Source organism: Enterobacter cloacae complex sp. HYC042_NIDB (assembly GCF_056673315.1).
The window spans coordinates 3,462,893-3,476,981 of the sequence record NZ_CP109650.1; the positions used below are offsets into that span (position 1 = coordinate 3,462,893).

A 14,089-nucleotide genomic window follows, 5' to 3' on the forward strand; every position below is an offset into this window, starting at 1 on the left:
TGAAACCCCCGGCTTTTTTACGTAAGCAGCAGAAAGCGCATTTTGACGCAAAGGCCACCCAGCGTTTCGCTGCGAGTCAGCTGCAAATGGCTGCGGTGCAGCCGGGCGATATCCCCCGCCAGCGCCAGCCCAATCCCGGAACCGGCGGCGTTCCCGACGTTGTCCAGACGGTGGAAAGGCTGCATCGCCTGGTAGATCTGATCCTCTTCAATGCCGGGGCCGCTGTCCTCAACGCTCAGCTCAACGGCGCCGCCATCCACGCGCAGGAATACGGTCACGGTCCCGCCTGCAGGCGTATATTTAATCGCGTTCTCCAGCAGGTTGGCACACAGCTCGCCCAGCAGAACGTCATCGCCTTCGATCGTGACCGGCTGCTGTACACCGTCATATCCTAAATCAATCGCCTTGCTCCGCGCCTGCGCCAGCCTGGAAAAGCAGCAGTTCTGCACCACCTGAACCAGATCCACAGGCGTAAAATGACGATCCCCCTGCTCTTTTCCCTTCACCGCTGAAAGCTGCAGCAGCCGCTCGGTGAGCACGATAGTGTCGTCCAGGGTGACATTCATTGCCCGCAGGCTCTCCTGCCACAGGGCGGGATCCTGACGCGCGAGGGCGACGGAGACCTGGGTTTTAAGCACCGCCAGCGGCGTTTTGAGCTGGTGCGACGCATCCGCGTTAAAGCGTTCCTGACGCGAAAGCACGCCGCGCAGCCGGTCAATATAGCGGTTAAAGGCGACTATCAGCAACCGGGTCTCCGACCAGGGCAGCAGCTCCGGCAGCGGTGCGAGCAGGCCCGGCTCGCGCCGCACCATCAGTGACGAAAGCTGGCGCATTGGGCGCAGCACGCGGCGCAGCAGCCATGCGGTCAGCACCAGCGTCAGCAGCACCAGCAGCCCCTGTGAAACCCAGGATGAAAAGAGCAGCTGGCTGGCGAGATAGCGGCGGGACTGGAGCGTCTCGGCGACGTAAATCTCCGCCATGCCAAAAACATTATCTTCATTTACGGGCTGCAGCAGGCGCGCCACCCGAATCGCCTGGCCGCGATATTCGGTGTGGTAAAACCAGGCCAGCGCCGGATAGAGCGTGGTGCGCGACGTCGCAGGCGGCATCTTCGGCAGATCGTCATAGCCGGAGATCACCCGTCCGTCGGGGTCGACCACCTTATAGTAGAGCCGGTCGTTCATGTTGAGCTCAAAGCTGTCGAGCACCACCCAGGGCACGTCCACCGCCAGCCTGCCGTTGCGCACCTCCAGCCGCTCGGAGATGGTGCGGGCAGAGGATAACAGCGTGCGATCGTAGGCCTGCGTGGCCGCCTGCAGTGCGCTAACGTAGCTGTTAAAGGCCGACAATCCCCACAGCAGCAGCAGCGGCAGACCCAGGAAAAGCAACAGCTGCAGATAGAGCGACTGCGGCTTAACCCACCTCATCGCCGCACTCCAGCACGTACCCAAGCCCCCGAAGGGTGGTGATCCGCACGCCGCTGCCGGTCAGCTTCTTACGCAGCCGGTGAATATAGAGATCGATGTTTTCAGGGCTGACGTCGTCGTTCAGGCTGAACACCTGGTCGAAAAGCTGCTGTCGTGAAACCGGACGGGTCCGGCGGTGCATCAGCACTTTCAGCAGGGAGAGCTCCCGCGGCGTCAGGGAAAGCGGTTCATCGCGCAGCAGGAAAAAGCCCTCGTCGTCATACTCCAGCTCCCCAAGGCGCTGGCGCTCCTGCGTTCGACCCTCGCTTCGGCGCAACAGAGCGCGCAAACGCGCGTCAAGCTCCTCCAGCTCAAATGGTTTTGGCAGATAGTCATCTGCCCCGGCGTTCAGTCCCTTCACCCGATCCGCCACGTTGCTGCGGGCGGTAAGAAACAGCACCGGCAGCGTCTGCCCCCGTTTTCTGAGGCGGTGGACCACTTCCAGGCCGTCAAAACCGGGCATGCCGATGTCCAGAATAGCGACCGCGTAGTTTTCACCCTGCAGCAGATGGTCGGCGGCACGTCCGTCGGAGACGCAGTCCACGGCAAAGCCCTCCTGCACCAGCGCTTTCTCCAGCCAGTGAGCCAGCTCACGATTATCTTCTGCGAGTAAGAGACGCATGTCACATCCTGTAAAGTTGGTGTCCCGTTGAAAGGGAAATGAAAGGTTATTGTTTTAACAATCACGCAACGGAACCGCTACAAGGTGGTTCACATAATCAGAAAAAAGACCCGTACCCCCGGCGTGAGGATAAACGATGAAAAAACAATTACTTTCTACCCTTGCTGCAAGCGTATTGCTGTTAAGTACCTCTGTCGTTCAGGCCCAGGACGCTCCGTCCCGTACCGAATGTATCGCCCCGGCCAAACCGGGCGGCGGTTTCGATCTCACCTGCAAGCTTATTCAGGTCAGCCTGCTGGAGACGAAGGCCATTGAGAAACCGATGCGCGTCACCTACATGCCAGGCGGCGTGGGCGCGGTGGCCTATAACGCGATTGTCGCGCAACGTCCGGCGGAAGCGGGAACGGTGGTGGCCTTCTCCGGCGGCTCGCTGCTGAACCTGTCGCAGGGCAAGTTTGGCCGCTACGGTGTGGACGACGTGCGCTGGCTGGCGACCGTCGGCACCGACTACGGAATGATTGCCGTGCGTGCCGATTCCCCGTGGAAATCCCTGAAAGATCTGCTGACCGCTATGGAAAAAGATCCGAACAGCGTGGTGATTGGCGCAGGGGCGTCTATCGGCAGCCAGGACTGGATGAAAGCGGCCCTTCTCGCCCAGCAGGCGAAGGTTGACCCGCACAAGATGCGCTACGTGGCCTTTGAGGGTGGCGGCGAACCGGTCACTGCGCTGATGGGCAACCACGTTCAGGCCGTTTCCGGCGATCTCAGCGAGATGGTGCCGTACCTGAGCGGGGATAAAATCCGCGTGCTGGCGGTCTTCTCGGAAAACCGTCTGCCGGGCCAGCTGGCGAACGTCCCGACCGCCAAAGAGCAGGGTTATAACCTGGTCTGGCCGATCATCCGCGGCTTCTTCGTCGGGCCAAAAGTGACCGACGCCGAGTACCAGTGGTGGGTCGACGCGTTCAACAAACTCCAGCAGACCGAAGAGTTTAAGAAACAGCGCGATCTGCGCGGACTGTTTGAGTTCAACCTGACCGGTAAGCCACTGGATGAGTACGTAAAAAAACAGGTGAATGACTACCGCGAACAGGCGAAAGCCTTTGGCCTGGCGAAATAACCGGAGGCGCTATGAGCGATCGTATTTTTGCCGGGATATGGCTGCTGCTCTGCGTTGGCGGGATGTTTGTCGCCTGGCAGATCCACAGCGAATACAGCTATGAACCCGTGGGACCCCGCCCTTTCCCGATGGGCATCGTCGGCCTGATGCTGCTCTGCTCGGTGGCGCTGCTGCTTCGCCACCCGGATACCGTCGAGTGGCCGCCGCGTCGCATTCTGCAGCGTCTGCTGGTGATGGTGATTGTCCTGCTGATGTATGCCTGGGGCTTTGAGTGGCTCGGCTTCCCGGTGGCGACCGCCATTCTGACGATGGTCATCGGCATGCTGTTTAACGCCACCCTCCCCGCGGCGGGGATCTCTGGCGTGGTGATGGGGATTTTACTGTGGTACGCCTTTGACCGCCTGCTGGACGTGACATTACCGCTCGGCGCCTGGCTTAATTAACGGAGCACGCTATGGATACCTGGATTTACCTCTCGCAGGGGTTCGCCGTGGCGATGACCCCGGAAAACCTGGTGATCGCCCTGATCGGCTGTTTCGTGGGCACAATTGTCGGCCTGCTGCCGGGCCTTGGGCCGATCAACGGCGTGGCGATTTTACTCCCGCTGGCGTTTGCCCTGCATCTGCCTGCGGAATCGGCACTGATCCTGCTGGCAACGGTCTACATCGGCTGTGAATATGGCGGACGCATTTCGTCGATCCTGCTTAACGTGCCGGGGGATGCGGCGGCGATCATGACTGCGCTGGACGGCTACCCAATGGCGCGGCAGGGACGCGGCGGCGTGGCGCTCTCCATCTCTGCGGTCAGTTCATTCTTTGGCTCACTGATTGCCATTGGCGGCATCATTCTGTTCGCTCCTGCGCTGGCCCAGTGGTCGCTGGCGTTTGGTCCGGCAGAATATTTTGCCCTGATGGTGTTCGCCATTGCCTGCCTCGGCAGCATGATGGCGCAAAATCCGCTGAAGTCGTTTTTATCCGCGCTGATTGGCTTAGGGTTAGCCACCGTCGGCGTGGATGCCAACACCGGGGTCTATCGCTTTACCTTCGACAGCGTTCACCTGTCCGATGGCGTGCAGTTCATTGTCGTCGTGATCGGCCTGTTCTCTGTCTCTGAGATCTTACTGATGCTGGAGCATACCAGCAGCGGGCAGACGCTGGTGCGCAAAACCGGTCGGATGCTCTTTAGCGCTAAAGAGGGCGCGCAGTGCATCGGCGCCACGCTGCGCTCGTCGGTGATTGGCTTCTTCGTCGGCATCCTGCCGGGCGCCGGGGCCACTATCGCCAGCGCCATCACCTACATGACCGAGAAGAAGCTCAGCGGCAATAGCGACAGCTTTGGTAAAGGCGATATTCGCGGCGTCGCCGCGCCTGAGGCGGCCAATAACGCCTCGGCCTGCGGCTCGTTTATCCCGATGCTGACCCTGGGCGTGCCGGGATCCGGCACCACGGCGGTGATGATGGGCGCGCTGACGCTCTATAACATTACGCCCGGCCCGGCGATGTTTACCGAGCAGCCTGATATTGTCTGGGGGCTGATTGCCGCGCTGCTGATCGCCAACGTCATGCTACTGGTGATGAATATCCCGCTGATTGGGCTGTTCACCCGCATGCTGACGATTCCGCTGTGGTTCCTGGTGCCCGCCATTGCCGCCGTCTCTGCGGTGGGGGTTTACGCGGTGCACAGCACCACGTTTGACCTCGTGCTGATGGTGGTCCTCGGCGTGTTCGGCTACATCCTGCGAAAAATGCACTTCCCAATGTCTCCGCTGATTTTGGGCTTTGTGCTGGGTGAGATGCTGGAGCAGAACCTGCGCCGCGCCCTGTCCATCAGCAACGGTAATGTGTCGATACTGTGGGACAGCAGCGTCGCGAAGGTTCTGTTAGCGCTCGCGGTCATGGTGATTGTGGTGCCGCCGGTGTTGCGCCTGCTGCGTCGTCGCCAGCGCAAACCGGAGCCGGATATCGGCTAACTATACGGACAGCTGGGCATTGACCCACTGCTTTAACGCCTGGCGGGAGATCTTAATCCCGCCATTTTTTAGCTCAGCCGGCAGCACCAGCCAGTGAACGGGCTGCTCAAAGCGCGCCAGCCTGCCCTGTACCCAGGTCGGAAAACGGGTGATATCCGTTCCCGGCTCGCACTCCACCACCGCCACCGGACGCTGTCCAAACTCGGCGTCATCCAGCGGGACGATAAACACCTGGTTAATCTGCGGATGCGCGGCGATAACGCGCTCCAGCGATTCCGGCTGGATCCCCTCTCCACCGCTGAAAAAGAGATTGTCCATGCGGCCTAAAATCGTCAGACGGTCGCCATGCCATTCCCCGCGATCGCGAGTGGCAAACCAGCCCTGCGCGTTGGTCAGCGGTATCAGCGCGCCGTCCCGCCAGTAGCCGGAAGCCATGCTCTGCGCTTTGATCCAGACTTCACCGTTAACAACCTGCACCTCTCTGCCCGGCAGCGCACGGCCCACGTCCGGATCGCCGTCAGCCTCTTTTGCGCAGACGGTAGAGGCAAACTCGGTGAGGCCGTAGCCGCAGTACGTCCGAACGCCCTGTTCCCGGGCCTTTTGCGTCAGCGTCACGGGAATGGCCGCCCCGCCGAGCAGCACCGCTTTCAGTGCGATGTGGCTTTCGCTATTGAGGAGACGCCAGAGCTGGGTCGGCACCAGCGAGGCGTGGGTGCAGCCGCGTAGCGCCTGCTCCAGCGGCTGCTTCTCGCGCACGGTTAAGCGCGCACCGGCCTGCAGCCAGCGCCATAAAATCCCCTGGCCGGAAACGTGAAACAGCGGCAGCGAAAGCAGCCAGTCGTCGTTATCCCCGTAGGGCATCAGCGACAGCACGCCGCGGGCGCTGGCAAGATGGGCGGCGCAGGTATGCACCGCCGCCTTCGGCAGCCCGGTGGATCCGGAGGTGAGCGTCATGGTGGCCAGCCGCGCCGGCTGCCACGCAGCGCAGTACGCATCCGCTGGCTCGCACATGCTCAGGCCATGAAGGCCGTCGTAGCTGCCGTCCAGCACCAGCGCAAAGCGCAGCGTCATCTGCGGGATCAGCACGTCGAGCAGCGGGCGCGGCAGCTGCGGATTAACGGGAAGAATACGTGCCCCGCACTGAAGCAGCGCCAGCCATGCCAGCAGCGTTTGCGGGTGGTTATAGGCCAGCAGCAGTACGCCGTCGCCCTCCGCCACGCCCTGCTGGTGAAACCCTGCCGCAAGGCGGTCGACGCGTACACACAACTGCTGCCAGGTGAGCGCTTCATCATTCAGCCTCAGGGCCGGTTTATCGGCAAAAAGCGCGCGCCAGTGACGCCAGGGCCAGTCGGTAAAACTCATAGCAACGGCTCCAGCGCCTCTGCGTCGAGGCACGGCAGCGTGCTGGCAGGCCACTCGCGGAGAAGCTGAGCCTGCATCAGGTTCAGCGTGTCGAGGCCGGGAACCGTGTCCGGCGTTAACCAGGCGGCAATGCGCGCCAGCTGGGTCAGCCCCAGGCTGGACTCTATCGACGAGCTGATCACCGCCGTCAGCCCCAGCGCGTGCGCCGCCGAGACCTGCTCGCGCACCTTCGCCAGGCTGCCGGTTAGCGTCGGCTTAATCACCACCGCGCTGACGCCGGGCTCGGCGACAAATTCAAAATCGTCCTCGCGCAGGCTTTCATCCCAGGCGATGGCGATCCCCGTTTCGCGGGCAAAGGCGCGCGAATCATCGCGGGTTTTGCACGGTTCTTCGAGGAAGGCAATGCGGCTGCGGTACGCCGGGTTAACGTACTTCGCGAACTGCAGCGCCTTAAGCGGCGTCCACGCGCGGTTGGCATCCAGACGCAGGTGCAGATCGGGAATTGCTTCCAGCAGCAGGTTGGCGACCATGCCGTCACGCACCGCTTCGTAGAGACCGACTTTGATTTTCGCCACTTTCTCGCCCGGCATGGCGGCGAGCAGCGCGAAGAGCTCGTCCGGGTCGCCCGTGCAGAGCGGTGCCGCGCGATAGTTAGCCTCTTCCGGCAGGCTACCGTCCAGCTCCGCCAGCGCGCAGCTGATGCCAAAGGCGGCGGAACGCGCGTCCGGTAATGCCGGGTTTGCGCCCTCACGCCACGCCTTTACCCACGTCAGCAATGCAGACTGCGCCTCATCCAGCGACTCCAGGCTAAAGCCCGGCAGAGGCGAAATCTCGCCCCAGCCTTCCTGCTCGTCCTGCTGCAAATGCACGAAGAAGCCGTCACGGGTTTTTAAACGCCGTTCACGCAGCACCACGCCCGCGTCCATCGGTATCTGCCAGCGGTAAACCTGCGCGCGACGCATTACGGGTTCCGTTTGTATTTGCTGAAGTCCGGCTGGCGTTTTTCGTTAAACGCGTTGCGTCCTTCCTGACCCTCTTCGGTCATGTAGAACAGCATGGTGGCGTTACCCGCCAGCTCCTGCAGACCCGCCTGACCGTCACAGTCCGCGTTCAGGGCCGCCTTCAGGCAGCGCAGCGCCATCGGGCTGTTTTGCAGCATCTCGCGGCACCAGCGCACGGTCTCTTTTTCGAGATCGGCAAGCGGCACCACGGTATTCACCAGGCCCATATCCAGCGCTTCCTGTGCGTTGTACTGGCGGCACAGGAACCAGATTTCGCGGGCTTTTTTCTGCCCGACGATGCGCGCCATGTAGGAAGCGCCCCAGCCGCCGTCGAAGGAGCCCACTTTCGGGCCGGTCTGGCCGAAGATGGCGTTTTCAGCAGCGATGGTCAGGTCGCACATCATGTGCAGCACGTGGCCGCCGCCGATGGAGTAGCCCGCCACCATCGCCACCACCGGTTTCGGGCAGGTGCGGATCTGGCGCTGGAAATCGAGGACGTTCAGGTGGTGCGTGCCCGTATCGTCCTGGTATCCGCCGTAGTCGCCGCGCACCTTCTGATCGCCACCGGAGCAGAAGGCCTTCTCGCCTTCACCGGTCAGCACGATCACGCCGATACTGTCGTCGTAGCGCGCATCCGCCAGGGCCTGAATCATCTCTTTGACGGTCAGCGGACGGAAGGCGTTACGCACCTGCGGACGGTTGATGGTGATTTTGGCAATGCCGTCGGCGGATTTGTGGTAACGAATGTCGGTGTAGCCTTCGGAGCAGTCCTGCCATTCAACCGGCGCATAAAGCATGTGTTCATCAGGATAGATCATAGAGTGTCCTTTATTCGAAGACGCAGTATCTGAGCCAGACTCGCGGCAACCGCGTCGGGGTTTTCCCGGTGGGCGTTGTGTCCGGCGTTTGGAATCGCATGGCGAACGGCGTCCAGTTCAGCGGCCAGGGCCGCGAACTTCTGGTCACGTTCACCGTAGATATAGTCAAAAGGGAAATTGCATACGCTAATCGCGGCACGCAAATCGGGCTGCACGGCCAGCGACGTTGCTTCGAGCATCTTCGCCAGCGTCGCGCCGTTGTTCTGGCTGCGCAGGGCGATAAGCGCCTTGCGCTGGTGGTCAGTGAGGGAAGCAAATACCGGCTGTTGATACCAGTCGGTAAAGACCTTTTCCAGCGGTTCGGTGCGAAAACGCGTCGCCCAGCGGCGGTCGGATGTCCACCGCGCGTGACGCTCATCCTCAACCGGAAGGCCCGGATGTCCACCTTCAACGATCACCCCCAGCAGCCCCTTTGGCTGCTGGCAGGCATGAAACATCGCAATGCGGCCGCCGAGGGAGTACCCCACCAGCCAGTAGTTCAGTATGTTGTAACTAAGCAGAGTTCGGGTAAGTAACGTGCTCATTTCGTCGAACCCCGTCACGGCAATATCCCCGGACGCACCGTGGCCCGGCAGGTCAAGATAGAGCCGGGAATACTCGCCGAGTTGCTTCCCGACAGCCTGCCACTCGCGGCAGTCGCCGGAAAAACCGTGCAAAAAGACCAGCCAGGGATAGCCTGGTTTTCCGGCCTGCTGCACGCCCGAGAGGATCACAGCTGGCTCACCTGCGCCAGCAGGCTTTGCAGGGTCTGCGCGCCATCGGCCTCGTTCACCACCAGCTCAATCAGCGTCGCGCCCGGCTGCTTCCAGGCGGTGCTTAACGCCGCTTCCAGCTGTTCCCAGCTTTCCGGGCGATGGTATTTCAGGCTGAACATCGCCGCGGCGTGTTCAAACTGCACGTTCTGCGGCATCAGGTAGAAGCGCTCGCGCTCGCTCTGGGGCGTTGGCAACAGGGAGAAAATCTGCCCGCCGTTGTTGTTGACCACAATCAGCACAAACGGCGCGGACGCCTGACGCAGTAGCGCCAGCGCGTTGAGATCGTAGAGCGCGGAGAGATCGCCCACGATCGCCAGCGTCGATTTCGCGCTGGCGCGCTGCACCCCCGCCGCCGTCGAGATCAGCCCGTCGATGCCGCTGGCACCGCGGTTGCTGTACACCGGGTAGCCCACCGGCAGCTGCGAAAAGGCATCGATCAGCCGCACGACCAGGCTGTTGCCGACAAACAGCTGCCCCTGTTCTGGCAGGTATTGGCGAATACGGTGCGCCAGCCCGGCCTCGCTGAATGTCTCACAGCGCGCTTTGGTGATTTCCCACGCCTGACGCGACAACTCAGGGATCGCCACCGCCCAGGGCTGACGTTTTTCCGCCGGGTGCAGTTCCAGCCAGCTATCAATTTTGCTCACCAGACGACGGCCACGATGGTGCGCCGGGTCGAGCCGCCCTTCCAGCGCGTCCACCACCCAGTACTCTTCCGGCGTGCAGGTCGCCTGCCACTGCAGCAGACGTTTTCCGGTCAGGCTTGCGCCGATCTGGACCACAATCTGCGCCTGCGAAAGCTCAGTAACCGCTTTCGCGTTACCCAGCCAGAGATCGGCGCACGGCAGCGGCTGGCCGGTCTGGGAAAGCACGTCGCCAATCAGCGGCCAGCCGAGGGTTTGCGCCCATTCGGCGACCAGCCTGCCTTCGGCGGCGCTCATGCGCCCGGCGATGACCACGCCTCGCTTCTGCCGCCAGAAGAACCAGTCGCGCTGTTTCGCGCTCTCAAGATGCGTCTGCTCGCGCAGCCACGGCTTTTCGCTCTGCCACCATTCGCCGAGCGGCCGCTGCCAGTCAAGGCCGGTATCGTCCAGCTCGCCGTACAGCGGCTCGGCAAACGGGCAGTTGATATGCAGCGCCCCGCTGCGCAATGTCGCCATGGCGTGATCGACGGTGGAGACCAGCCAGCTTGCAGGAATATCCTGGGTGGGACGCGGTAACGAAACCGTCTGCGAAGGGTGCGTAGAAAAAAGTCCGGGCTGGCGAATGGCCTGATTGGCGCCGCAGTCGATTAGCTCAGGCGGACGGTCGGCCGTCAGCAGGATCAGTTTTTCACCGGTTAACCCGGCTTCAATCAGGGCCGGATAGAGGTTCGCCACGGCGGTACCGGAAGTGACAATCACCGCCACGGGTTCTTTGCTGACCTTCGCCAGCCCGAGCGCGAGATGTCCCAAACCTCGCTCGTCAAAGTGGGTGTGGTGAACAAACGCCCGGTTTTCAGCCGCCGCCAGCGTCAGCGGCGTTGAGCGAGAACCCGGTGCAATACACACGTGCCTGACGCCATGGCGCGTCAGGGCTTCAAGGATCACCGCCGCCCAGCGTCGGTTAAAAGAACTTACTGACATGAGATTGTCCGGTATCAAGAATGCGACACAGTATAAATAATAGAAAAAATTGGAATTTTGATATGAATCGGGATTGCGCGAATCAGTATTAATCCCTTAGGAGCAGAGAGCGCAATCCGGCGGCTTTGTTTTCGATCTCCTGCCACTCCTGCTCCGGGTCAGAACCGCTGACAATGCCCGCTCCGGCGTAAAGCCGCAGAGCGTCTTCCTGTACGCGCGCCGAGCGCAGCGCCACGCAGAATTCGCTTTGTTCGGGGGATAAATACCCGGCCGAACCGGCGTACCACTCGCGGTTAAAGGGTTCAACGTGCTGAATAAACTCGCGCGCTGGCTGTCGCGGAAGCCCAGCAACCGCCGCCGTCGGCTGTAGCACGTGCAGGCACAGCTCATCGTCGGCCTGCTTGAGCTCGGTCCAGATACAGCGGCGTAAGTGCTGCACTTTGCGCAGGCGGACGACCTGAGCCGGCAACACCTCCAGCGTCTGCGTATGGTGTTGAAGACGCTGGCAGATATCTTCCACCACCAGCATATTTTCGCGCTGGTTTTTATCGTCATTCAGCAGCCACTCGCCCAGACGCTGCGCCTGTTTATCGTCAGTATGGCTGGCGACGGTGCCCGCCAGCGCTTCGGTGCGCAGCAGCTTGCCGCGCCGCCGCCAGAGACGCTCGGGCGTGGAGCCGAGAAACGCGTTGCTGGCGTCGAATATCATGCAGAAATGATAGCAGTTTAAATTCAGGGCGCGGCTGGCGGCCATCAGCGCGACGGGGTTAACGCGCTGTTTACACTGCAGGTCGGTTGCTCGGGCGAGAACGACCTTTTCGAAATCACCGCGTGCAATCGTCTCTGTCGCTTTGCCGATAAGGCTAAGCCATTGCGGTTTTTCCGGGTGATTGGTTTCGCGCTCAACCTGCACGGAGAGCGGACGGATCGGTCTGGCGGGAAGCAGTTGCTGTAAGAACGCCCGCGCGGTGTCAGCATCGTCCTCAAGCGAGCTGTCGCTCCACAGCTGCAGACGCAACGTGGCGTTGCCAGCGGTACGTCGCCACAGCAGACGCGGTAAAAAGAGGCTGCCCTGCTCCGGGTTAAACGCGTTCAGGCCGCAGATTCGGGTATCTTCAGGGGCGTGTTGCGCACTTAAAAACTGCGAGGCTAACGCCAGAGAGGAGAATTGGACCACCGCTCCCAGCGCGGCCAGCTCTTCATCGCCGTTACGCTGTTGCCAGTAAAACTGGGGATAGCACTGCTGCTCGCCCAGCCAGGCAAGGGGATCGAAGGCATCGTTTAACGGGAAAGAGACGTCGAAATGACGCAGGCCGGATGTGGCAGGTAACGCTTGCGAAAGATGGCTACGCAATTGTTCCAGCGCGAGGAAAATCGAATTCACGCGAACCTCTCCCTGTTAAAACCTCATATTATACGGGGTACCATAAGAAATATCAGTACCCACGTATAGGGAGTGGTTAAACGGCTTAACGACGGGCCAGCAGCAGACCCAGCACCAGCCCTACGGCTGCGCCCACCCCAATGCCCTGCCACGGTTTTTCATGGACGTAATCATCGGCACGATAAACCGCTTTTTTGGCGCGGTAGTAGTAAGTATCAGACGCATGGCTGACGCGGTTTTTAACGTCGTGGAGCGCCTGCTCGGCACGGGCTTTCAGCTCGATATACTTCTGATCGGCAGGGTCGCCCGAGGAACGTAATACCTCTTCCAGCGTTTCGCTCAGTAAGGTCAGGTCGTCGTCGATACGGGTATCCCAGGATTGAAATGACATATTTTTCTCCATGTTAGTACACCAGTCCGCTAACTATAGACAACGACGCGCCATTACGCCTGTTTCGCTTCCCGCGCCATGCCGATGTGCGGAATACCGTCTTCATCGTAGATGTCGGTGACCGTCATAAAACCGAAATGACCGTAGAAGGATTGCAGGTGCGCCTGCGCGCCCAGGTATAACGCCTTGTCCGGCCACTGTATCTGGCATGACTCCAGCGTTTTTTCCATCAGCTGATAGCCCAGTTTTTCACCCCGAGCGTTACCGCTGATAATGACCCGGCCTATTACCACGGGCTCGACATCGTCCTCACTTTTCAGAATCCTCGCATACGCCACCAGCTGGTTATCCTTCCAGCCGAGGATATGGCGGTTTTCGCCAACGAGGTCTTCGCCGTCGATGTCCTGATACGGGCACGTCTGTTCAACCACAAACACTTCGCAGCGCAGTTTAAGCAGCGCGTAGAGCGAATGAACGGTGAGCTCACTATGATGTAAATCTTGCCACTGGATCATCTCTTTCTCCTTCCTGGGGTTCATCACGTTATACTAAACCCCTCCCCGTTCGGCAAAGGGCTGATTGCGTTATGGAACTGATTTTTCTGGGTACGTCCGCTGGCGTGCCAACCCGCTCACGAAACGTGACGGCAATTCTGCTGGATCTTAAGCACCCCACCCGCGGCGGGCTGTGGCTGTTTGACTGCGGTGAAGGGACGCAGCATCAGCTGCTGCACACCGCGTATCACCCCGGCAAGCTGGATAAAATTTTTATTACTCACCTGCACGGCGACCATCTGTTTGGCCTGCCGGGCCTGCTGTGCAGCCGCTCCATGGCCGGCAACGCCAATCCGCTGACGATTTACGGGCCTGCGGGGGTGCGTGAATTTGTTGAAACCGCGCTGCGCCTGAGCGGATCATGGACGGATTATCCGCTGGAGATCGTTGAGATTAGCAAAGGCCTGGTTTTCGATGACGGTGATTATAAGGTGAGCGCTCAGCCGCTGAATCATCCCGTTGAGTGCTATGGCTATCGCATTGAAGCGCATGACAAACCCGGCGCGCTGGACGCCGCCGCGCTGATGGCCGCGGGCGTAAAACCCGGACCGCTGTTCCAGCGCCTGAAGCACGGCGAGACCGTCACGCTGGAGGACGGTCGCGTCATCAACGGTCAGGATTATCTCGCCGCGCCCGAGCCGGGCAAGAAGCTGGCTATCTTTGGCGACACGGCGCCGTGCCCTGCCGCCCTTCAGCTTGCCCGGGGCGTTGACGTGATGGTGCACGAAGCCACACTGGAAACGGCGATGGAAGAGAAAGCCAACGGCCGCGGCCATAGCTCAACGCGTCAGGCGGCGCAGCTTGCCCGCGACGCGGGCGTCGGGAGGCTGATCGTCACTCACGTCAGTTCCCGCTACGACGCGCGGGGGTGTGCAAGCCTGCTGGCAGAGTGCCTGGCGGTGTTCCCGGCGTGCGAGCTGGCCGAAGATTTCGCTAAGGTCAGCGTTTAGCCCTTCATTTTTCTC

General features: G+C 61.0%; 14 protein-coding genes. 4 read left to right on the forward strand and 10 right to left on the reverse strand.

What is annotated here, in order from left to right:
- Positions 1–17: 17 nt before the first annotated feature.
- Positions 18–1,427, reverse strand: coding sequence for a sensor histidine kinase (locus OKF39_RS16540; RefSeq protein ID WP_028013914.1), 1,410 nt, complete (start codon positions 1,425–1,427; stop codon positions 18–20).
- Positions 1,414–2,088: a transcriptional regulator TctD gene (gene tctD, locus OKF39_RS16545; protein WP_049137273.1), complete on the reverse strand. Its 675-nt coding sequence runs from the start codon at positions 2,086–2,088 to the stop codon at positions 1,414–1,416. Before tctD ends, OKF39_RS16540 begins: the two co-directional genes overlap by 14 nt.
- A gap of 136 nt (positions 2,089–2,224) precedes the next feature.
- On the opposite strand from tctD, the gene OKF39_RS16550 reads away from it, so the two are divergent.
- From OKF39_RS16550 to OKF39_RS16560, 3 genes are read left to right on the forward strand one after another with little or no spacing between them, the layout of a single operon-like run.
- Positions 2,225–3,205: a Bug family tripartite tricarboxylate transporter substrate binding protein gene (locus OKF39_RS16550; protein WP_047363034.1), complete on the forward strand. Its 981-nt coding sequence runs from the start codon at positions 2,225–2,227 to the stop codon at positions 3,203–3,205.
- 11 nt (positions 3,206–3,216) lie between these two features.
- Positions 3,217–3,648, forward strand: a complete 432-nt coding sequence (locus tag OKF39_RS16555; RefSeq protein WP_014884622.1) for a tripartite tricarboxylate transporter TctB family protein — start codon at positions 3,217–3,219, stop codon at positions 3,646–3,648.
- Between the two features lie 11 nt (positions 3,649–3,659).
- Positions 3,660–5,174 (forward strand): tripartite tricarboxylate transporter permease, encoded by a 1,515-nt coding sequence (locus OKF39_RS16560; RefSeq protein ID WP_041908947.1) that lies wholly within the window; start codon positions 3,660–3,662, stop codon positions 5,172–5,174.
- Here OKF39_RS16560 and menE read toward each other — a convergent pair whose 3' ends face one another.
- The 8 genes from menE to OKF39_RS16600 form a co-directional block, all read right to left on the reverse strand.
- A complete protein-coding gene (menE, locus tag OKF39_RS16565; RefSeq protein ID WP_063437062.1) occupies positions 5,175–6,536 on the reverse strand; it encodes an o-succinylbenzoate--CoA ligase in 1,362 nt (453 codons plus the stop codon).
- Positions 6,533–7,498 (reverse strand): o-succinylbenzoate synthase, encoded by a 966-nt coding sequence (gene menC, locus OKF39_RS16570; protein ID WP_479983159.1) that lies wholly within the window; start codon positions 7,496–7,498, stop codon positions 6,533–6,535. The genes menE and menC overlap by 4 nt, the downstream gene beginning before the upstream one ends.
- A complete protein-coding gene (gene menB / locus OKF39_RS16575) occupies positions 7,498–8,355 on the reverse strand; it encodes a 1,4-dihydroxy-2-naphthoyl-CoA synthase (RefSeq protein WP_088204772.1) in 858 nt (285 codons plus the stop codon). Before menB ends, menC begins: the two co-directional genes overlap by 1 nt.
- Positions 8,352–9,128 carry a 2-succinyl-6-hydroxy-2,4-cyclohexadiene-1-carboxylate synthase gene (gene menH, locus OKF39_RS16580; RefSeq protein ID WP_193532330.1) on the reverse strand — a complete coding sequence of 259 codons (777 nt, stop codon included), beginning with the start codon at positions 9,126–9,128 and terminating at the stop codon, positions 8,352–8,354. The genes menB and menH overlap by 4 nt, the downstream gene beginning before the upstream one ends.
- Entirely contained in the window at positions 9,125–10,795 is a 1,671-nt protein-coding gene (gene menD, locus OKF39_RS16585; RefSeq protein ID WP_479983160.1) for a 2-succinyl-5-enolpyruvyl-6-hydroxy-3-cyclohexene-1-carboxylic-acid synthase, read from the reverse strand. Before menD ends, menH begins: the two co-directional genes overlap by 4 nt.
- A gap of 88 nt (positions 10,796–10,883) precedes the next feature.
- Positions 10,884–12,179, reverse strand: coding sequence for an isochorismate synthase MenF (gene menF, locus OKF39_RS16590; protein WP_479983161.1), 1,296 nt, complete (start codon positions 12,177–12,179; stop codon positions 10,884–10,886).
- Between the two features lie 85 nt (positions 12,180–12,264).
- Positions 12,265–12,570 (reverse strand): stress response protein ElaB, encoded by a 306-nt coding sequence (gene elaB, locus OKF39_RS16595; protein ID WP_028013924.1) that lies wholly within the window; start codon positions 12,568–12,570, stop codon positions 12,265–12,267.
- Between the two features lie 53 nt (positions 12,571–12,623).
- Positions 12,624–13,085, reverse strand: a complete 462-nt coding sequence (locus OKF39_RS16600) for a GNAT family N-acetyltransferase (protein ID WP_479983162.1) — start codon at positions 13,083–13,085, stop codon at positions 12,624–12,626.
- Positions 13,086–13,156: 71 nt separating this feature from the next.
- On the opposite strand from OKF39_RS16600, the gene rbn reads away from it, so the two are divergent.
- Complete coding sequence (gene rbn, locus OKF39_RS16605) at positions 13,157–14,074, forward strand: ribonuclease BN (RefSeq protein WP_479983163.1); 918 nt, start codon at positions 13,157–13,159, stop codon at positions 14,072–14,074.
- The last annotated feature ends 15 nt before the right edge of the window (positions 14,075–14,089 follow it).